We start from the raw sequence: 19,996 nt of genomic DNA, 5'->3' as shown, positions 1-19,996 counted from the left end.
TAATATGAAACATATAAGCCTGCCTATATACCGTAAAGGCTATGGCTTGTCTTGCCACGGGGATGCGCTACCATGGCCCTCCCTTTATTTGTTGCCTGCCAACCATGCACTGTCCCTTCTGCGGTGCCAACGACACCAAGGTCATTGACTCACGTCTGGTCGCCGAGGGCGATCAAGTACGTCGCCGGCGCGAATGCCTGGCCTCTGGCTGCGGTGAACGTTTCACCACCTTCGAAACCGCCGAACTGGTGCTGCCACGTCTGATCAAGTCCGACGGCAGCCGCCAACCTTTCGACGAAGACAAACTGCGCGCCGGTATGCAGCGCGCCCTGGAAAAACGCCCGGTGAGTGTCGAGCGGCTGGAGGCGGCGCTGGTGCATATCAAGCACAAGCTGCGCGCCACCGGCGAGCGTGAGGTCAAGAGCCTGGTGGTGGGAGAGCTGGTGATGGGCGAGCTGCAAAAGCTCGACGAAGTCGCCTACATCCGTTTCGCCTCGGTGTATCGACGCTTCCAGGACCTCAATGAGTTCCGCGAAGAGATCGACCGCCTGGCCCGTGAGCCGATCAAAGAATGAATCCACCTTCCATGACAGAGCAGGCTGTCCTCGACGCCCACTACATGGCCCGCGCCCTCGAACTGGCGCGCAAGGGCCTGTACACCACCCATCCCAACCCCCGGGTAGGCTGCGTGATCGTGCGCGATGGGCAGATCGTCGGCGAAGGCTGGCACGAGCGCACCGGCGAGCCCCATGCCGAGCCCAATGCCCTGCGCGCCGCAGGTGCCAAGGCCCGTGGCGCCACGGTGTACGTGACTCTGGAGCCGTGCAGTCACCATGGGCGCACGCCGCCCTGTGCCGATGCGTTGGTCACGGCCGGTGTCGCCCGTGTCGTGGCCGGCATGCAGGACCCGAACCCTGAGGTGGCCGGGCGCGGCATGCAGCGTCTGGCCCAAGCCGGGATCGAGGTGCGCAGCGGCGTGCTGGAAGCCGAGGCGCGGGCGCTCAACCCCGGGTTCCTCAAACGCATGGAACACGGCTTGCCTTTCGTGCGGGTCAAGTTGGCGATGAGCCTGGACGGGCGCACCGCGATGGCCAGCGGCGAAAGCCAGTGGATCACCGGCCCCGCCGCCCGCGCCGCCGTGCAGCGCCTGCGTGCCGAAGCCAGTGTGGTGCTGACCGGCGCCGACACGGTGCTGGCCGACGGTGCGCGCCTGACCGTGCGCGCCGCCGAGCTGGGCCTGGACGAAGCCACCACCGCCCTGGCCATGTCGCGCCCGCCGCTGCGCGTGCTGATCGACGGCCGTCTGCGTGTGCCGCTCAACGCGCCGTTCTTCAAGGCTGGCCCGGCGCTGGTGATTACCTGCGTCACCCCGGAAAACCAGTTTCCTCGGGGCCCCGAGTGCCTGGTGGTGCCGGGTGTCGAGGGCCAGGTCGACCTGCGCTCGGCATTGGTCGCGCTGGCCGCCCGTGGCGTCAACGAAGTATTGGTGGAAGCCGGCCCAAGCCTGGCGGGCGCGTTTGCCCAACAAGGCCTGGTGGATGAATATGTGATTTTCATCGCCGGCAAGTTCCTTGGCTCCGCCGCCCGCCCTTTGCTGGACTGGCCGCTTGAGAAACTGGCCGACGCCCCCCACCTCAAGATCACTGAAATGCGCGCTGTGGGCGACGACTGGCGAGTCACTGCCATCCCGCTACCCGCAGCGAGCGTATAATTCCCGGCCTGCGCTTGCGCGTCAGCCCCCGTTTTCAGGAGAACGAAATGTTCACCGGCATTATCGAATCCATCGGCAGCATCCGCGCCATGACCCCAAAAGGCGGCGACGTGCGCCTGTTGGTTGAAACCGGCAAGCTCGACCTGGGCGACGTCAAGCTGGGTGACAGCATCGCCGTCAGTGGCGTGTGCCTGACCGTCGTCGAATTGCCGGGCAACGGCTTTGCCGCCGACGTCAGCCGGGAGACCCTGGACTGCACCGCGATGAACGACCTCAAGGCCGGCAGCCCGGTGAACCTGGAAAAAGCCCTGACCCCGACCACGCGGCTGGGCGGTCACCTGGTCAGCGGCCACGTCGACGGCGTCGGCGAAGTGGTTGCCCGCAGCGAAAACGCCCGCGCCGTGGAATTTCGCATCCGCGCGCCCAAAGAACTGGCCAAGTACATCGCCCACAAAGGCTCGATCACCGTCGACGGCACCAGCCTGACCGTGAACGCCGTCAATGGCGCCGAATTCGAACTGACCATCATTCCCCACACCCTCAGCGAAACCATCATGGCGTCCTACCAGCCAGGTCGCCGGGTGAACCTGGAAGTCGACTTGCTTGCCCGTTACCTGGAACGCCTGCTTAAGGGCGATAAGGCCGCAGAGCCTGACTCTTTGCAGGGGCCTGGCAACATCACCGAAAGTTTTCTAGCCGCCAACGGCTACCTCAAATCCTGACCAAGGGGGTGCCGCGTGGCGCTCAATAGCATCGAAGAACTGGTTGAAGACATCCGCCAAGGCAAGATGGTCATCCTGATGGATGACGAAGACCGCGAGAACGAAGGCGACATCATCATGGCGGCCGAGGCCTGCCAGGCTGAGCACATCAACTTCATGGCCAAGCACGCCCGTGGGCTGATTTGCATGCCCATGAGCCGCGAGCGCTGCGAGCTGCTCAAGTTGCCGTTGATGGCGCCGCGCAATGGTTCGGGCTTCGGCACCAAGTTCACCGTGTCCATCGAAGCCACCACGGGCGTCACCACCGGGATCTCCGCCGCTGACCGCGCGCGCACCGTGCAGGCCGCCGCCGCGAAAGACGCCAAGGCCGAAGACATCGTCAGCCCTGGCCACATCTTCCCGCTGATGGCCCAACCGGGCGGCACCCTGGCCCGCGCCGGCCACACCGAAGCCGCCTGCGACCTGGCGCGCATGGCCGGGTTCGAGCCGAGCGGTGTGATCTGCGAAGTGATGAACGACGACGGCACCATGGCCCGTCGCGCCGAACTCGAAGCCTTTGCCGCCGAACACGGCATCAAGATCGGCACCATCGCCGACCTGATCCACTACCGGATGATCCACGAACGTACCGTTCAGCGGATTGCCGAGCAGCCGCTGGACAGTGAGCTGGGCCAATTCAATTTGGTGACCTACCGTGATTCGGTGGAAGGCGACGTGCACATGGCGCTGACGCTGGGCACCATCAGTGCCGACGTACCGACCCTGGTGCGCGTGCACAACATGGATCCGCTGCGCGACCTGCTGATGGTCAAGCAACCGGGCCGGTGGAGCCTGCGCGCCGCGATGGCGGCGGTGTCCGAGGCCGGCAGCGGCGTGGTGCTGCTGTTGGGCAACCCGGTCGATGGCGATGTGCTGCTGGCGCATATCCGTGAAACCGCCGAGCAGACCCAGGTGAAAACACCGACCACCTACAGCATCGTCGGTGCCGGCTCGCAGATCCTGCGTGACTTGGGCGTGCGCAAAATGCGCCTGATGAGTGCGCCAATGAAATTTAATGCGATATCCGGTTTCGACCTGGAAGTAGTAGAATACGTGCCCTCCGAATAAAGGCCGGCGATTGTCGCCCTTGTTCGCGGTTCAAATATCACTAAGGGGCGCGTCCTACACGCGTCCCGGCTCTTTAAGAGATTTGTCGAATGACCCTGAAGACCATCGAAGGTACCTTCATCGCCCCCAAAGGCCGCTACGCCCTCGTAGTTGGCCGCTTCAACAGCTTCGTGGTTGAAAGCCTGGTAAGCGGTGCCGTGGATGCCCTGGTTCGCCACGGTGTGAGCGAAAGCGATATCACCCTTATCCGTGCGCCTGGCGCCTTCGAAATTCCACTGGTTGCGCAAAAAGTTGCTCAGCAGGGCGAATACGCGGCAATCATCGCCCTGGGCGCGGTCATTCGTGGCGGTACGCCGCACTTCGAATACGTGGCTGGCGAATGCACCAAGGGCCTGGCCCAGGTGTCCATGGAGTTCGGCGTGCCGGTCGCGTTTGGCGTACTGACCGTGGATTCCATCGAGCAAGCCATCGAGCGTTCCGGCACCAAGGCCGGTAACAAAGGCGCTGAAGCTGCCCTGTCCGCCCTGGAAATGGTCAGCCTGCTGTCGCAGCTGGAGGCCAAGTGATTTCCGACGAGAGCGACAACTTCAACCCGCGCGAACCACGCCCGGCGGACGCCGGCAAGCCATCCAAGAACGAGAAGCGCCGCGCGGCTCGTCAGTTGGCGACCCAGGCGTTGTATCAGCGCCAGATGGCGGGTACGTCGTTGAACGAAATCGAAGCACAGTTTCGTGTCGACAACGACTTTACCTTCGCTGACCTGCCTTACTTCCACGACATCCTGCACGGTGTGCATGCCAACCTGACCGAGATCGACACGGCGCTGGCGCCCTGCCTGGACCTGACCCTCGAAGAGCTGGACCCGGTCGAGCTGTGCGTGATGCGCCTGTCCACCTGGGAGCTGCTCAAGCGCGTCGACGTGCCGTATCGCGTGGTGATCAACGAAGGCATTGAACTGGCGAAAGTCTATGGTTCGACCGACGGCCACAAGTTTGTCAACGGCGTGCTCGACAAGCTGGCCCCGCGCCTGCGGGAAGCCGAAGTGAAGGCGTACAAGCGCTAATCCGCGCTTGACTCCCGAATGGGCGAGTTCGAGCTGATCCGCAAGTATTTTGCCGCCGCGCCCTGTGCGCAAGGCGGCGAAGGCATTGTCCTGGGGATCGGCGACGACTGCGCCTTGCTGGCGCTCCCTGCCGGGGAGCAGCTGGCAATTTCTACCGATACGCTGGTGGCCGGGGTGCATTTTGCCGACCCCTGCGACCCGTTCTTGCTGGGCCAGCGCTCGTTGGCCGTGGCGGTGAGCGACCTGGCCGCCATGGGCGCCCATCCTCTTGCGTTTACCCTTGCCCTCACCACGCCGACGGTCGATGCCGATTGGCTGCAGCGCTATGCCTTGGGTTTGAACCTCATGGCGCAGAACTGCGGCGTCGGCCTGGTGGGCGGTGATACCACGCGCGGGCCGTTGAGCCTGACCCTGACCGTGTTTGGTCGCGTGCCGGCCGGGCAGGCCCTCACGCGCAGCGGCGCACAACCGGGCGATCTGCTCTGTGTCGGTGGCGAGCTCGGCAACGCCGCCGGCGCCTTGCCGCTGGTATTGGGCCAGCGCAGCGCCGAAGCCGCCATCGCCGAGCCGCTGCTGGCCCATTACTGGTCGCCGCAACCGCAACTGGCCCTTGGCCTGGCGCTGCGCGGCAAGGCCACGGCAGCCATGGATATCTCCGACGGGCTGCTGGCCGATTGCGGGCATATCGCCAAGGCATCACAGGTCAGCCTGTTGATCGAGCATCGCAAGCTGCCGTTGTCAAAAGCCTTGCTGGCATTTGTCGGCGATGACGCAGCGCGCGTGGCCGCGTTGAGCGGTGGCGACGATTACGTGCTGGCCTTCACCTTGCCAGCTGCACAATTGCCGTCGCTGCTGGCCGAGGGCTGGCCGATCCACGTGATCGGCCGGGTGCAGACGGGGCAGGGAGTGACATTGCTCGACGCCAACGGCCAGGACATCACCCCGGCCGTACGCGGTTACCAGCATTTTTAACGGTGCGCCCCGACGCGGCCTGCATAGAACCAAAGCAAACACCAATCGAACCGATTGATCTTTATCAGCGATCATTCAGCTTAAGCGTCTGTAGGAACCTGCTGTTACAATGGCCGCCTTTGAAAAAACTGAAATCAGGAGCACACGGTGCCCGTCGTTTTCGTCGCCGCTTCCAAGCTGCCTACCCCTTTTGCCACGTTCACCATGCACGGCTTTCTCGAAGAAGGCACCGGGCGTGAACATGTTGTGCTCAGCCTCGGCGATATCGCTGACGGCGCGCCGGTGCTGGGTCGGGTGCACTCCGAATGCCTGACTGGCGATGCGTTGTTCAGCCAGCGTTGCGACTGTGGTTCGCAACTGGAGGCCGCCATGCGCGCCATCGCCCACGAAGGCCGTGGCGTGCTGCTGTACTTGCGCCAGGAAGGCCGTGGCATTGGCCTGATGAACAAGATCCGCGCCTACGAGCTGCAGGATGGCGGCGCCGATACCGTCGAAGCCAACGAGCGCCTGGGCTTTGCCGCCGACCAGCGCGACTATGCGATCTGCCTGCCGATGCTGCAACACTTGGGCGTCCAGTCCCTGCGCTTGATGACCAACAACCCGCGCAAGGTCAAAGCCTTGACCGAGATGGGCATCACCGTGGCCGAGCGCGTGCCGTTGCACACCGGGCACAACCCGCACAACAAGCTCTACCTGGCCACCAAGGCCAGCAAGCTCGACCACATGATGGGCAACGAGCACCAGGGCGAGGTCGACCGCGCGTGACCCGTGGCCAGGTAAAACGGCGACTCTCCTTCAGTTGGTGGCAGTACCTGGCCCTGGCGTTGCTGCCGTTGTTCGTGATCAACCTGGTATTTGGCCGTGGCGAGTCCCTGCTGCCGGTGCTGGCCATGCCGTTCTTCATTGCCGGCGTGGCCTCGATGTTTCTCACCCTGCGCTACTTCAACGGCTATAAACACGCGTTGATCGCCACCTCCAAAGCCCTCGATACCCCCGAAGAACCGGCCGCCTGGATCACCCTGGCGGCGCGCCGGCGCACGGCCTTGCTGGTGGCCGGCATCCCCGCCTGGATCGGTGCGCTGGCGGTGTTCGTCGGCCTGGAAGCCGTGCCGCTGTTTCTCCTGGCGCTGTCGACCACCGTGCTGTTTTACCTCTATCGCATCCCGCGTCAGCTGGGATGATGCGTCGCTGGCTGGCGCTCCTGCTATTGGCATTGAGCGCCCAGGCATTGGCGGCCGAGCGGGTCGTCAGCCTGGCACCGTCCTTGTCTGAAATTGTGGTCGAACTGGGCGCTGCCGACCTGCTGGTGGGCCTGCTCGACGGCGGCGATCGCCCGCCCGTCCTGGCGCAAGTGCCGTCCGTGGGGCATTACGGCCAATTGAACATGGAGCGCCTGCTCAGCCTCCAGCCCGACTTGATCCTGCTGTGGCCCGGCAGCGTCGGCCCGGCGCAGCGTGAGCAACTGCAGCGTCTGAACATTGCGGTGTACGTCGCCGAACCCCATGACCTTGAACAGCTCACTACCCAGGTCCAGGCCATTGCCGAGCAATTGGGCCGCGCGCAAGCCGGTCGGCAGCTCGCCGCGCAGTTGCGCCAGCGCCTGGCCGAACTGCGCCAGCGCTATCAGCGTGCCGAGCCGTTGCGGGTGTTCTACCAAGTGTGGAACACGCCGCTGTATACGGTAGGCGGCGGCCAGATCATCAGCGATGCGTTGAGTGTGTGCGGTGCGCGCAACGTGTTTGATGACCTCAAGTTGCCGGCGCCGCAGGTGAGTATCGAAGCGGTGTTGCAGCGTGATCCCGAGTTGATTCTGGTGGGCGACCAGGCGCAGAAGGAGGCCTGGAACGTCTGGCCGGCGATGGCGGCGCGTGTGCGGCTGGTTCCGGATAAAGGACTTGAGCGGCCCAGTGGGCAGATGTTGGAAGCGGTGGCGCGGTTGTGTCAGGTGGTTGCTCCGAACCTGTGACACCGCTTTCGCAGGCAAGCCAGCTCCCACCTTTTGAAATGCATTCCCCTGTGGGAGCTGGCTTGCCTGCGATGAGGCCGGTATGTACACCTCAGATATCAGGCGTCCAAGTCACCCCAAACATCCACACCCGACCTTCCTCCCGATAATCCTGGTTATTCAAGAAGCTCGGATCGTCATAGCTGTAACGCGCCCGCGCATAAGCCTTGTCCAGCAGGTTATCAACCTTCAACGACAACGCCACTTCCCGAGTTACCGCCCAACGGCTGCGCAGCCCAAGCAAGGCATAACCGCCCAGGCGTTGCCTGTTGTCTTCATCGTCATAGCTGCTGCTGATCGCCTGCCAGCTTGCGCCCACCCCCAGCGCGTCGAACTGCCGGTCCAGATCCAGGCTCAGCGTACGCCGCGCCCGGCGAGCCAGGGTGTGGCCGCTGTCGCGGTCGCGTGGGTCGATGAGCGACAGCCCCAGGTTGCCTTGCCAGCCGAACAGCTCCTGCTTGAGCGCGGCTTCGAAGCCATTGATGCGTGCCGTCGCCACGTTCTGCGGCTTGCCGGCGCGGTCGAGGATGATCGCATCGCTCAAGTCGGTGCGGTACAGCGAGGCTTCCAGGTGTGTGCTGTCGCTCAACTGGCTACGCCATTGCAGCTCGTAGCTTTTCGAGGTTTCGGGCTGCAGGTTGGGGTTGCTGTACTGGGTGTCGGGGTAGTACAGGTCATTGAAGGTCGGCGCGCGGAAGCCTTCGCTGTAACTCAACAGCAAGTCGTTGTCCGGGTTGAGCGGCAAGGTGACGGTGCCGCTCCAGCTGTTCTGGCTGCCGAACTGCTGGTTCTGGTCGCGACGCACGCCCAGTTCCGTGGAGAACCAGTCGCCGTGGAAGCGATGCTGCACGAATGCCGCGCGGTTCCAGCGGCTGTTTTCGGTAAAGGTCGTGGAGCCGTGGAAGCGGTCTTCGTACCAGTCGCCGCCGAGAATCAGGCTGTTCCGGTCGTTCAGCGTCAAGTCGTTCTGCCAGTTGACCGAGTCGCGGTAGGTATTGAACACGCTGAAGTCATCGCTGAGGGTGTCGCGTTTGGTATCGCGGTTTTCGCTGTGGCCCAGCTCCAGGCGTGATTGCCAGCGCTCGTTGAATGCGGCATCGACATAGCCGCTGGCGCTGCTGACGCTGTAGTCGGTGTAAGGCTTTTGCCCGACGGTTTGCCCGCTGGCGACGTCATAGCGGCCGAAGCTGTTGTCGTACTCCGACTTGCCACGGCTATCCAACAGGTTGAAGCCCAGCTCCAACTCATCGCTGAAGGCGTGGCTGAGGTTCAAGCTCAGGGACTGGTTGCGGTAGGCGTCATGGTCGCCATCGCTGGGGAATGAGGTGTGCGTCGAGTTGATACCGGCAGTTTCATCCACACTCGCGCCGAGGTTGAAGCGCGTGTGTTCATCGCCACCGGAGAGGCCGAGGCTGCGTTCCCAGGTCTGGTGGCTGCCAACACCCAGTTTCAGGCGCGGTTGCAGGCCTTGCTCGGCATTGCGGCGGGTGAAGACCTGAATCACCCCGCCAATGGCATCGCTGCCGTAGATCACCGAGCGTGAGCCGCGCAGGACTTCCACTCGTTCAATCTGGTCGACGTTCAGGTATTGCAGGCCGCTGTCACCGGAAGTGCTGTTGGCGATGCGCTGGCCGTCCACCAGCACCAGGCTCTGGGCGGATTTGGTGCCGCGGATGTATATCCCCGGCAGGCTGCCACGGCCACCGGTGGGCGCTATTTGCACGCCGGGAACGTGGCTGAGCAGGTCGGTGAGGCGGGTGGGTTGCAGGCGGTCAATGTCGTCGCGGGTGAACACGGTGTTGGCGGCGCTGCTGTCGTTGCGTGCCTGGACCTGGCGGTTGGCGCTGATGACTACGTTGGGGAGTTTGAGGGCGTCGTCGCGGGTGTCGGCGAGCAGATCCGGAGTGGGTAGCAGGAGCAAGGCGAGGTGCAGGCGTTTCATGGGCTGTCCATAGCATTCAAAAACAATGCAAAACCAATGTGGGAGCTGGCTTGCCTGCGATAACGGTGTATCAGACACATTGATGTTGAATGTGCTGCCGTTATCGCAGGCAAGCCAGCTCCCACACTTTAGTCCGGTTTCTACCGGAGGATTAGGTCACAGGCCGAGCAGTGCTATGCGCCGACGCACCGCCGCCTCTATCCCGGCCTCATCCAGCCCGCATTCAGCCAACATCTGCGCCGGCTTGGCGTGCTCGACATACACATCCGGCAAACCCAGGTGCAGCACCGACTTGAGGATATTCTCCCGCGCCAGAAACTCGCTGACGGCCGCACCGGCGCCGCCCATGATGGCGTTTTCTTCGACGGTCACCAGCAACTCATGGCTGCCGGCGATTTCTCGTACCAGGGCTTCATCCATGGGTTTGACGAAGCGCATATCGACCACGGTCGCGTCGATCTTCTCGGCCACCTTCAGCGCTTCGGCCAGTTGCACGCCAAACACCAGAAACGCGGTCTTGCTGCCTTGGCGACGAACAACACCTTTGCCGATCTCGATAGGCTCCAGGTCCTTCTCGATCAGCGCATTCGGGCCATTGCCGCGCGGATAACGCACGGCCGCCGGGCCTTTGTACAGGTGGCCGGTGCTGAGCATTTTGCGCAGTTCGTTTTCATCGCTCGGCGTCATCACCAGCATGCCGGGGATGCAGCGCAGGTAAGAGAGGTCAAAGCTGCCGGCGTGGGTCGGGCCGTCTTCGCCCACCAGGCCTGCGCGGTCGATGGCGAACAGCACGTCGAGGTTCTGCACCGCCACGTCATGCACCAGCTGGTCGTAACCGCGTTGCAGGAACGTCGAATAGATCGCCACCACCGGCTTGGCGCCTTCACAGGCCATGCCGGCCGCAAACGTGACGGCGTGCTGCTCGGCAATCGCCACGTCAAAGTAGCGCAGCGGGAAGCGCTCGCTGAACGCCACCAGATCGGAGCCTTCTTTCATCGCCGGGGTAATGCCTACCAGGCGCGAATCGGCGGCGGCCATGTCGCACAGCCATTCACCGAACACGCCGGAATACTTCGGCCCGCTGGCTTGTTTCGGCGCGGCGGCCGGGGCGTCCAGGGGGTCCAGCTTGGTGATCGCGTGGTAGCCGATCGGGTCGACCTCCGCCGGGGCGAAGCCCTTGCCTTTCTTGGTGACGATATGCAGGAATTGCGGGCCCTTGAGGTCACGCATGTTGCGCAGCGTGGCGATCAGGGTGGGCAGGTCGTGACCGTCGATCGGGCCGATGTAATTCCAGCCCAGCTCTTCGAACAGGGTGCCGGGAACCAGCATGCCCTTGGCGTATTCTTCGGTACGACGGGCAATTTCCCACGCGCCGGGCAGGCGAGAGAGCACCTTCTTGCTGCCTTCGCGCATGCTGGCATAGGTACGGCTGGAGAGAATCTTTGCCAAATAATTCGACAAGCCACCGACGTTGCGCGAAATCGACATGTCGTTGTCGTTGAGGATCACCAACATGTTGGCGTCCACTTCCGGCGCATGGTTCAGCGCTTCGAAGGCCATGCCGGCGGTCAGCGCACCATCGCCAATCACTGCAATCGCCTTGCGCTCGCTGCCTTGCAGGCGGGCGGCAATCGCCATGCCCAGCGCGGCGCTGATGGACGTGCTGGAGTGACCGACGCCAAAAGTGTCGTATTCGCTCTCGGCGCGGCGCGGGAAGGCGGCAATGCCGTCCTTCTGGCGTAGCGTGCCCATCTGCTCGCGGCGCCCGGTGAGGATTTTATGCGGGTACGCCTGATGACCCACGTCCCACACCAGCCGGTCGTCCGGGGTGTCGAACACGTAATGCAGGGCGATGGTCAGCTCGATGACGCCCAGGCCTGCCCCAAAATGCCCACCGGTCTGGCCGACCGTGTAGAGCAATTCCAGGCGCAACTCATCGGCCAGGGTTTCCAGCTCGGCTTCAGCCAGTCGACGCAGGCCGGCCGGCGTGACAGCACGGTCAAGCAGGGGCGTGGACGGGCGCTTGCGGGGAATCTCTTGAAACGTCGTGGGCATCAGGCGAATCGTTATAGGTATAGAAGAGGCCGCAGTTTACCTCAAGCATCGCAAACTGCGCACGCCGAGCGCCGAACTTGGCGGACAGGTGGCCGCAATGGCCGTTGTTATCAGTGCCGGCGTTCGACGATATACCGCGCCAGGTCTCGCAATGGCGCGGCTTCCGCGTCGAAAGGTCGCAGGGCGTTCAGGGCCTGGTCACGCAGTTCAATGGCATACGCCTTGGCCGCGGCAAGCCCGAGCAACGCAGGATAAGTCGGTTTGTCCCGTGCAATATCGGCGCCTTGGCGTTTGCCCAGGGTCGCGGTGTCACTTTCTACGTCGAGAATGTCGTCCTGCACCTGGAACGCCAGGCCGATGGCCCGGGAATAGGTCTGCAACGCCGCCAATTGCGCCGCTTCGGCACGGCCACTGGCCAAGGCGCCCAAGTGCACGGCGGCTTCGATCAGGGCGCCGGTCTTGTGACGGTGCATGTGTTCCAGGGCCTGTTGATCCAGCTTGAGGCTGACCGAACCCATGTCGATGGCTTGCCCGCCGACCATGCCGGCCGGGCCGGCGGCCAATGCCAGGGCGGTGACCATGCGCAAGCGGATCTCGGCGTTGACGCTGCTCAAGCGCGGGTCCAGCAATGCGCTGAACGCCAGGCTCTGCAGGCCATCACCGGCCAGGATCGCGTAGGCTTCATCAAAAGCTTTGTGGGTGGTCGGTTGGCCACGACGCAGATCGTCGTCGTCCATTGCCGGCAAGTCGTCGTGTACCAGCGAATAGGCGTGAATCAGTTCTACCGCGCACGCCGCACCATTCGCCTCTTCGGCTGGCCCACCCAGCGCTTCACACGCCGCATACGCCAGCAACGGGCGCACACGCTTGCCGCCGTTCATCACGCTGTAGCGCATGGCGGCATAGAGGCGCTCCATTTCCGGGCTTGGCGCAACAAACAAGGGTTCCAGCGCCGCATTCACCCGGGCTTGGCTGCTGGCTTGATACGCGTCGATCATTCGGGTTGTTCCGCATCGAAAGGTTCTTCGGCCAACTCCCCATCACGTTCCAGCAACACCTGCACCTTCTGCTCCGCCTGTGCGAGCGCGCTCTGGCAGTCACGGGTCAGGCCGATGCCTTGCTCAAACGCGGTCAACGAGTCTTCCAGCGACAACTCGCCGTTCTCCAGACGCTCGACCAAGGTTTGCAGGTCGGCGAGGGATTGTTCGAAATCGAGTGCAACTTTTTTGCGGGCCATGGCGGCTATTCCGGTAGACGGTAAACCCGCGCGACACTAGCAGACATGCGGATTCTGGGCAAATGAGCGGGGGCGTTACTCGCCCGCTGTATTGACCTGATAACGCGTGCTGCGGCCTCCGCCGCGCAAGCGCAGAAGGCAGTTCTTTTCCAGCATGTCGTCCAGGTGACGCGTCGCGGTGACCTTGGACACCTTTGCTACCGTTTGATACTGCGCGGCGCTGATGTCATGTTCAAAGCCCTTGTCCCTGCCGTCTAGCAGACGGTTGAGCACATTCATCTCAATGGGTCGAGCTTCGGTTGGGGTGGTCGATTGGGGAACTGCCTTGGTGTGAGCCGATTAAGCAGGGTATTCGGCTCATTCTGTGAGCCGATTGCGTATGCTATCTGGCTCATCGCCTATGAGTATTTTTCGCTCATGCTTAGGTATTCAAGGACGAAGGGCGGATTACCCTGTGCCCAGAACTTACTGCGCTGATTGTATGCAGGATACGGTTCCTGTGTCCGCTAGAGCACTAGAGTATTTGTAATAAGCTAAAAGTAGAAAAAAAGGCCTGTACGGTTTTTGATCGCAAGGGTGTTCAGGTTGATCAGCTTTTTCATTGTTAAGGAGTTCCCAAGCGTCAGATGGTCTTTGAGTATCGCTAAGCTTTTGTTGAGCTCATCAATGTTGTCGATTGCTTCGTCTTCGTAGTCATCAATCATTTTTCCAAGCGTATTGTTTATAGCTTCCAGTGCGCCTGATTCAAGAAACTGCTCGTACTCATCGTCGGTGAGGGTGACGCTTTCGAGTAAGGAGTCCGGGCAGTCGTTTATGTCTAATAAATTCATGGCCTCCAACGTAAGAGGTGTACAAATTATTTTCATTTTTTGTAATCTCCTTTGTTGAAATGGGTAGCTTCATTGTATTCGCTTTTCGTTCTGCCTATTTGCTTTCCAGAATGAGATATTTTGTTATTAGGGACTATGCCTTCAAGACTTAAATAGCGTCGTTTACCTGGCAGTGATGGATCATAGATCCTGAAGTAGGCTCCATTGAGGTCCTCTACAATTTCAATGCCGTTGGTAGGGTTTTTGTATATCTTCTTGCCCTTATCTGTCGTCGTCACGATTGGGTTAGCGCTGGCAAATTTGACTACGTTTTCATCCAGGCTGGCTGTTTTCCAGTTTGAGGAATATTTTGCTGCTCGCTGAGCTCCTCCAGTTTTTGGTAGTTCAGCTTCTCCTTCATTCACTTGTGGCGATTTGGCCGGATCCTTGGCAATCGCCTCTGGTTTACACCCGTCTCCGCCAGGGCAAGAGTTCAAACCTAGGGGATCCACCCACCCGGTCGGGTTGGGCACGTACTGGTACGAATTGATCCCACCCGCCAACTTCACCGGATCCGGCGTCAGGTAGCGACCAATGTCCGGATTGTAGTAGCGATGGCGGTTGTAGTGCAGGCCGCTTTCCTGATCGAAGTACTGCCCTTGGAAGCGCAGTGGATTGTTGATTTTTCCTATGTCTAGGCGGCTAATTTCGCCATAGGCACGGTAATGCGCGGACCACACGATTTCGCCGTCCGGGGCGGTGAGTTCCTGGGGCGTGCCCAAGTGGTCGAGTTGGTAGTGGTAGGGATTGGTTTCTTTGGGGCCAAACCCTTCCAATAGGGCTAGTGGCCGGAAACTGTCCGGTTCGTAGAGATAGCTGCGGTGGCGGTCCGCATGGTGTTCGGCGATCAGCTTGTCGCCTTGCCAGAAGAACTCGGTGGTGATGTTTTTGACGGTCTTGCTGATACGCCGGCCGAACGGGTCGTAGCGGTAGTTGGCGGTTTTTCCGTTGGGTTGGGTGATGCCGATCAGGCGGTGCTGGCAGTCGTAGCGGTATTCGGTGACGAGTTGGTGGCCTTTGCCGCGTCGTTCGCGGTTGAGGTTGCCGAAGGCGTCGTAGTCGTAATGGCGGTCGCCCTGGATCATCAGGCGGTTGCCGGCGACGATGTCGGGGCCGGGGCGGTCTTGCATGAGCAGGTTGCCGGCCGGGTCGTGGGCGAAGCGTTCCTGTTCGCCTTGGGAATGGTCGGCGCGGGTGAGACGGTTCAGTGGGTCGTAGTGGTAGCGGTGTTCGCCTTTGCGGGTGTCGTTGAGGCGGGTGAGGTTGCCGGATTTGTCGTAGTCGTAGTGGCGCTGGTAGAAGTAGTTGTTCTGTTGGGTGACGGCGTGGGTGTGGAGGCGCTGCTGATCGTCGTAGTGGTAGCGGCTGATCAATTGGCCTTGTTGGCGTTGGTGTTCCTGGCCGGATTTGAACAGGTGTGAGGTGAGCACTTCACCGTTCAGTTCTACGGTGGCGAGGTGGCCGCCCTTGTCGTGGTTGAAGGTGAGGCGGTTGTTGTCGGGCAGGCGCAGCTTTTGGAGCTGGCCGCAGGCGTCGTAGCCGTAGCGCAAGGTGCCCCAGCCTTGGTGTTCGGCGGTGAGGCGGTTTTGTGGGTCGTATTCGTAGGCTAAAAACCAATGGCCGTCGTCGACGCTGAGGAGATTGCCTTGGCGGTCGTAGGCGTAATCGATGATATTGCCGTCGGGCAGGGTTTTTCGTACGAGGCGCCCGGCGTGGTCGCGCTCGTAGTGGGTGATTAGCTGACTGCCATCGTCGCCGTGTTCGGTTTTTTCCTGCAGATTGCCGTTGAGGTCGTAGACGTAGGCGGTGCGCTGGCCGTCAAAGCCGGTTTCCTGCTGGATCAGGCCGTTGTTGTGGTACTGGAGTCGGTAGGTTTCGCCGGCTTCGTTTCCGATCTCGGTCAGCAGCAGCCGGGCGTTGTCGTAGCGGTAGTTGACCTGGGTGCCATCGGCGTTGATGCGGCGGCTGATCAGGTGCAGGCCGTCAGCGTATTCGTAGCGGGTGACGTGGCCCAGTTCGTCGCGTTCGGAGGTGATTTTTCCGTAAGCGTTGTAACTGTATTCCCGCGTGGCACCACCGGGTTGAGTCAGTTTCAGCAAACGGCCTGCGGCATCCCATTGATACTGCGTCAGCGCGCCATGTTCATCTTCGCGCGCAACCTGCCGTCCAAGATCGTCATAGCGATAGCGCTTGAGGCCGCCATTCGGCAACTGTTCTTCAAGCAACTGCCCGCGCGCGTTCCAAATGAGCCGGTGACAGCTGTGATCGGGATACCAAACCCCAACCAGCTGGCCGTATCTGTTGTAGCTGTAGTCCGTAGCATTACCGTCGGGATCGGACCTGCGCGTAATGTCGCCTCGCTCATTACGCTCGTACTTCCAGACCGCCTCGCCACGCCGCACCACCCGTACGAAACCGTTGTCATGCTCGTAGGTTGTCGGCTCATCGTCCCCCGGAAACAACGCCACCAAGCGGCCCGCTTCGTCGTATTGATATGCCGTGATTGCCCCGAGCGGATCCTGCTCAACCGTCAGCCGACCTTTGTCGTCGTAGGATTTGAAGTGTTGAGCGCCATCCGGGTCGATGCGTTGCACCAGCCGCGCACGATCATCGTGCACATAGACTTCCTGGCTGCCGTCGGCGTTAAAAACTGTGACACTGCCGTTGTCATCCCAGACATACCGCGTGTCCATCTGCGAAAAGCTGGCCCAATGCCGGACACATCGCGCCGCCTTGCCAGACCTTTCCCACTCCCAGTAAAAACTCGCCCCACCGGCCAGCCCACGCTCAAGAATGACGTGCTGTTCGTCGTACCGATAAACCTCGCTTTCGCCTACGGCATTGGTCGCCGAAACCAACCGTCCAAGGTCGTCATAGGCGTAGGAAACAACGTTCTGCTCCGTCACCCAGACAAACGGGCCGTCGTCCACTGCCCGCTCAATCTGGTAATCCACCGCCACGATGCGGCCCGATGCGTAGCGCAGAAACAGCGAGCGCCCGACACCGTTATCGAGCCGCTCAATCTGTCCAAGATAATTACGGAAAATACGTAGCCGGTTGTCGTACGCATCGCTGATCGCGGTCAGCACACCGTCGCGAAAGTGATAGAAACGCGACGCCTGGGCCAGCACCAACTCATCCGGCAAAGCACCCAGATAAATCGCCGCTTCAGCCAGGCTATTGGTAATGGCTGGTCGAGAAACCGTGGGCAAGGGCAGGGCAGTCGACCGATTCTCATGATCGACCCACACCACCGAATCACCAGAAACACTCAGCCGATGCGATAAAGAGTGGCTCCAGCCAAACCCCAATCCAACATCCACCTCCACCGCACTGGTGCGGTACAACCGGGTCCACTCGAACGGCAGAATCCCGTCCAGGGCACCATCGGTCAGCGTCAGCAGTTCCTCGCCAGTGACCATCGACACGGGGCAACCGTTGGTGGCGGTTTTATCCGCAGAAGTGGCCGCATCTCCCGCCGGGTTCTTCGCCACCGCAGGCACATCATCGACATGCTCTGTCTGCTTCAAAGTCGCGTTCTGCCGCGCCTTCCAGCGCATCTGCATCCTGCCTTGCTTCAGCCCGCCAGCCACCCCGCGAACCGCCACCGCCTTGTAGCGATCCACTGTCTGCATGAACTGCGTCAGAATCCCTAAAAGCCCCTTAACAAAGCCCACCGCAGCCTCAAGAATCCGCGCGCCATACTTGACCAGCCGCAAACTCAAATACGCTACGCCCGCCGCCGGTAACGCGATGGTCAGCACCGCGCCAATCACCAGGTCAATCAGCAACGACACCACAAACCCGGCGGCCACCTCGGCGATCTCACTGGGCGGCAATGCGTCCAACCAAATCATCGCCGTGCGCACCATCAGGAACAGCGCCGCTTCGTCACTGGCCAGCAACATCGCCTGTTCCATGACCTTGGGCGTATCAATAGAGATCTGCGCCAGTTGGGCGGCCTGATGACCCAACTGCTCGACGAATTTCAGCGGGTCTTCAAGAATCGCCTGCACCAGCTTGATGCTGTCCCACACATCGCGGATCGCGGCCCAACTGCCCGCCAACACGCCGCTGCCAATCGCGCTGGCGGTGGACTGCTCCCAATGCGGTTTGAAACCTGCCCATTGCTTGCGCAGCCACTGCTCAAGATCTGAAGTCAGCCCGTTGTAGGTGGCGAACAGCGCACCCACCTGTTCCTCGGAAACTGCACCCTGCACCCGCACCTGATAGCGTCCGCCCGCGGCGCAGTAGTGCGAGCCTTTGCCCTGATCATCCAGCATGATCAGGGTGGAACTGCCGTCATCCAGCCCGATCACCTCAACCGGGATATTGCCGATCGGCACGTCATACACCGACTCGAACAGACTCTCGATCTTCAGCTCACCGCCCACGGGACACTGGGCCACGGTGGCAAATTCAGAGTCGGAAATACTCACGGAGCGTAGCGAATCCCCCGCCCGCAACACCCGGTCCATCCCCAGCAACGACGGCATATCCAACCCATGACTCACCGACTCCAGCGCACGGGAATACCAGGCGCTCATCTGCTGGCGATAAACCTCCAGGCTCTGATGGAAGCCATTGAGCTCAAATTCGATAAGGGCAATGTGGGCAGCGTGGGTCATCCGTGACGTCTCGACGAGGGGCAAGGCGTCGGAGAATGCCGCAGCGAAAAGCTACTGGATGAACGGTTGGGAAAATCAGAATGGGCTTACGAAAGGGCCGCAAAAGTCAGCGCTAACTCGCGCTGAAGAGCTACGTCAAATAGCGACCATACTGATTGACGAGCATTTGCCCCTGCGCTTCTTTCAACTGGTTTTCAAACGCTGTCAGCCCCGCCTGTATTTTCTGCAGCACGGCAATCTGCGCGGCCAGCTCGCGTTTCTTGTGGGTGATGGCCTGGTCTGCCGGTCCCAGGGCAAGGTTTCTCGCGGACTATTGCGTAGAATCTCCTGCAACTCCTTGAGCTTGAACCCCAACTGCTGAGCGCACTTGATAAATATCAGTAACTCAACGCTTTGCTCCGAATAAACCCGGTAATGGCAAAGGCGTTGCGGCGCTGGCAGCAGCCCAATTGCCTCATAGTGACGAATCGTGACGAACGCAATATGCCGATTTGTGATTGCCAGCAGGACGGATCTGTAACTTTTGCGAGACCTTTCCTTGAGCGCTGGCTGCCCCTTGTGAACGCGGAACCGGCTCACTAGCCTTGCCCAAAACTCAAGAGTGAAACGGCATGAGCGAAATCGCAATTGGCTTGATCGAACCGCCTGCGGGTTACAGCGACTGGCTGAGCGACCTGAAAGGTCGCATTCACTCCGCCCAACAACGCGCATCACTGTCGGTAAACCGCGAATTGGTGCTGCTCTATTGGCAGGTCGGTCACGATATTCTGATCCGCCAGGCCGAACAGGGGTGGGGTACCAAGGTGATTGAGCGCCTCGCTCAGGATTTACGTGCGGCCTTTCCAAAAATGAAAGGATTTTCGCCACGTAATCTCAAGTACATGCGTGCTTTTGCGCAGGCCTGGCCTGATGCGGAATTTGTGCAAGAGGTGCTTGCACAGTTGCCTTGGTATCACCAACTGGCTCTGCTGGATAAACTGCCCGGCCCCGAAACCCGACGTTGGTACGTTAGCCAGGCAATCGAGCACAACTGGTCGCGCAACACGCTGGTGATGCACATCGAAAATCGTCTGCTGGAGCGCAGTGGCAAAGCCGTCAGCAACTTCGAAACCCACCTGCCCAAACCACAATCCGATCTTGCGCGCGAATCGCTGAAAGACCCTTATCGCTTCGATTTCCTCAGCTTGACCCGGGGTGCCCAGGAGCGTGAAATTGAAAACGCCTTGATAAAGCACGTCACTGACTTTTTATTGGAACTGGGCGCGGGGTTCGCTTTCGTCGGACAGCAGGTCTTGCTGGATGTTGGCGGTGACGAATTCTTCGTGGATCTGTTGTTCTATCACTTGAAGCTGCGTTGCTACGTTGTGATCGAGCTCAAGGCCGGCAAATTTAAGCCCGAGCACCTGGGCAAACTGAGTTTTTACCTCGCGGCTGTGGATGCCCAACTGAAACATCCCCAGGATGGCCCGACCATTGGCTTGCTGTTGTGCAAGGGCAAGAATGAGGTCGTGGCGGAATATGCGTTGCGTGACAACAACCGGCCTATTGGGGTGGCGGAATATCAACTGGTTGAATCGTTGCCTGCGGAGCTGCAAACCAGTTTGCCAAGCATCGAGCAGATAGAACGAGAACTGGCTAAATAACGGCGAAAGCCTGCTTCTAAGGGCAGGCTTGTCGTACGGCTT

17 protein-coding genes and 2 pseudogenes are annotated in these 19,996 nt (G+C 60.9%); 11 read left to right on the top strand and 8 right to left on the bottom strand.

The features are described 5' to 3' along the window. The first annotated feature begins 104 nt into the window (after window positions 1-104). The 10 genes from nrdR to KVG91_RS09795 all read left to right on the top strand — a co-directional run bounded on the left by nrdR (window position 105) and on the right by KVG91_RS09795 (window position 7,541). On the top strand, window positions 105-575 hold the full coding sequence (nrdR, locus tag KVG91_RS09840; RefSeq protein WP_076952627.1) for a transcriptional regulator NrdR: 471 nt from the start codon (window positions 105-107) through the stop codon (window positions 573-575). Next, a complete protein-coding gene (gene ribD / locus KVG91_RS09835) occupies window positions 572-1,711 on the top strand; it encodes a bifunctional diaminohydroxyphosphoribosylaminopyrimidine deaminase/5-amino-6-(5-phosphoribosylamino)uracil reductase RibD (protein WP_169378019.1) in 1,140 nt (379 codons plus the stop codon). Before nrdR ends, ribD begins: the two co-directional genes overlap by 4 nt. A 47-nt stretch (window positions 1,712-1,758) precedes the next feature. Next, a complete protein-coding gene (locus KVG91_RS09830; protein WP_169378020.1) occupies window positions 1,759-2,433 on the top strand; it encodes a riboflavin synthase in 675 nt (224 codons plus the stop codon). A 15-nt stretch (window positions 2,434-2,448) separates the two neighbouring features. Then, window positions 2,449-3,540, top strand: a complete 1,092-nt coding sequence (gene ribBA, locus KVG91_RS09825; protein WP_169378021.1) for a bifunctional 3,4-dihydroxy-2-butanone-4-phosphate synthase/GTP cyclohydrolase II — start codon at window positions 2,449-2,451, stop codon at window positions 3,538-3,540. A gap of 89 nt (window positions 3,541-3,629) precedes the next feature. Further along, a complete protein-coding gene (gene ribH, locus KVG91_RS09820) occupies window positions 3,630-4,106 on the top strand; it encodes a 6,7-dimethyl-8-ribityllumazine synthase (RefSeq protein ID WP_003194576.1) in 477 nt (158 codons plus the stop codon). Next, window positions 4,103-4,603, top strand: a complete 501-nt coding sequence (gene nusB / locus KVG91_RS09815; protein ID WP_076952631.1) for a transcription antitermination factor NusB — start codon at window positions 4,103-4,105, stop codon at window positions 4,601-4,603. Before ribH ends, nusB begins: the two co-directional genes overlap by 4 nt. Before the next feature lie 18 nt (window positions 4,604-4,621). Further along, a complete protein-coding gene (gene thiL, locus KVG91_RS09810; RefSeq protein ID WP_169378022.1) occupies window positions 4,622-5,575 on the top strand; it encodes a thiamine-phosphate kinase in 954 nt (317 codons plus the stop codon). Between the two features lie 147 nt (window positions 5,576-5,722). Next, the gene (ribA, locus tag KVG91_RS09805) at window positions 5,723-6,340 is read left to right on the top strand and encodes a GTP cyclohydrolase II (RefSeq protein ID WP_169378023.1); all 618 of its coding nucleotides are present in this window, start codon (window positions 5,723-5,725) and stop codon (window positions 6,338-6,340) included. Then, the gene (locus tag KVG91_RS09800; RefSeq protein WP_169378024.1) at window positions 6,337-6,756 is read left to right on the top strand and encodes a nuclear fragile X mental retardation-interacting protein 1; all 420 of its coding nucleotides are present in this window, start codon (window positions 6,337-6,339) and stop codon (window positions 6,754-6,756) included. Before ribA ends, KVG91_RS09800 begins: the two co-directional genes overlap by 4 nt. Further along, entirely contained in the window at window positions 6,753-7,541 is a 789-nt protein-coding gene (locus KVG91_RS09795) for a cobalamin-binding protein (protein ID WP_169378025.1), read from the top strand. Before KVG91_RS09800 ends, KVG91_RS09795 begins: the two co-directional genes overlap by 4 nt. A 91-nt stretch (window positions 7,542-7,632) precedes the next feature. Here KVG91_RS09795 and KVG91_RS09790 read toward each other — a convergent pair whose 3' ends face one another. From KVG91_RS09790 to KVG91_RS27535, 8 genes and pseudogenes are all read right to left on the bottom strand, one after another. Continuing rightward, window positions 7,633-9,522: a TonB-dependent receptor domain-containing protein gene (locus tag KVG91_RS09790; RefSeq protein WP_217894884.1), complete on the bottom strand. Its 1,890-nt coding sequence runs from the start codon at window positions 9,520-9,522 to the stop codon at window positions 7,633-7,635. Window positions 9,523-9,678: 156 nt separating this feature from the next. After that, on the bottom strand, window positions 9,679-11,577 hold the full coding sequence (dxs, locus tag KVG91_RS09785; protein ID WP_169375659.1) for a 1-deoxy-D-xylulose-5-phosphate synthase: 1,899 nt from the start codon (window positions 11,575-11,577) through the stop codon (window positions 9,679-9,681). Window positions 11,578-11,687: 110 nt separating this feature from the next. Then, on the bottom strand, window positions 11,688-12,575 hold the full coding sequence (locus KVG91_RS09780) for a polyprenyl synthetase family protein (RefSeq protein ID WP_169375658.1): 888 nt from the start codon (window positions 12,573-12,575) through the stop codon (window positions 11,688-11,690). Beyond that, window positions 12,572-12,814, bottom strand: a complete 243-nt coding sequence (locus tag KVG91_RS09775; protein WP_003176346.1) for an exodeoxyribonuclease VII small subunit — start codon at window positions 12,812-12,814, stop codon at window positions 12,572-12,574. The genes KVG91_RS09780 and KVG91_RS09775 overlap by 4 nt, the downstream gene beginning before the upstream one ends. A gap of 75 nt (window positions 12,815-12,889) precedes the next feature. After that, window positions 12,890-13,096: pseudogene (locus KVG91_RS09770) on the bottom strand (DUF4172 domain-containing protein); the annotation flags it as partial. Window positions 13,097-13,347: 251 nt separating this feature from the next. Further along, complete coding sequence (locus KVG91_RS09765) at window positions 13,348-13,644, bottom strand: hypothetical protein (protein ID WP_225926961.1); 297 nt, start codon at window positions 13,642-13,644, stop codon at window positions 13,348-13,350. 32 nt (window positions 13,645-13,676) lie between these two features. After that, on the bottom strand, window positions 13,677-18,311 hold the full coding sequence (locus KVG91_RS09760) for an RHS repeat-associated core domain-containing protein (protein WP_217894883.1): 4,635 nt from the start codon (window positions 18,309-18,311) through the stop codon (window positions 13,677-13,679). Between the two features lie 130 nt (window positions 18,312-18,441). Further along, window positions 18,442-18,818: pseudogene (locus KVG91_RS27535) on the bottom strand (MerR family DNA-binding protein). 104 nt (window positions 18,819-18,922) lie between these two features. Between KVG91_RS27535 and KVG91_RS09750 the strand changes: the two are divergent. Then, the gene (locus tag KVG91_RS09750; protein WP_169376716.1) at window positions 18,923-19,954 is read left to right on the top strand and encodes a PDDEXK nuclease domain-containing protein; all 1,032 of its coding nucleotides are present in this window, start codon (window positions 18,923-18,925) and stop codon (window positions 19,952-19,954) included. The last annotated feature ends 42 nt before the right edge of the window (window positions 19,955-19,996 follow it).

This window comes from Pseudomonas azadiae, from assembly GCF_019145355.1.
Taxonomy (GTDB): domain Bacteria; phylum Pseudomonadota; class Gammaproteobacteria; order Pseudomonadales; family Pseudomonadaceae; genus Aquipseudomonas; species Aquipseudomonas azadiae.
This window is presented reverse-complemented; position numbering and strand designations above follow the sequence as displayed.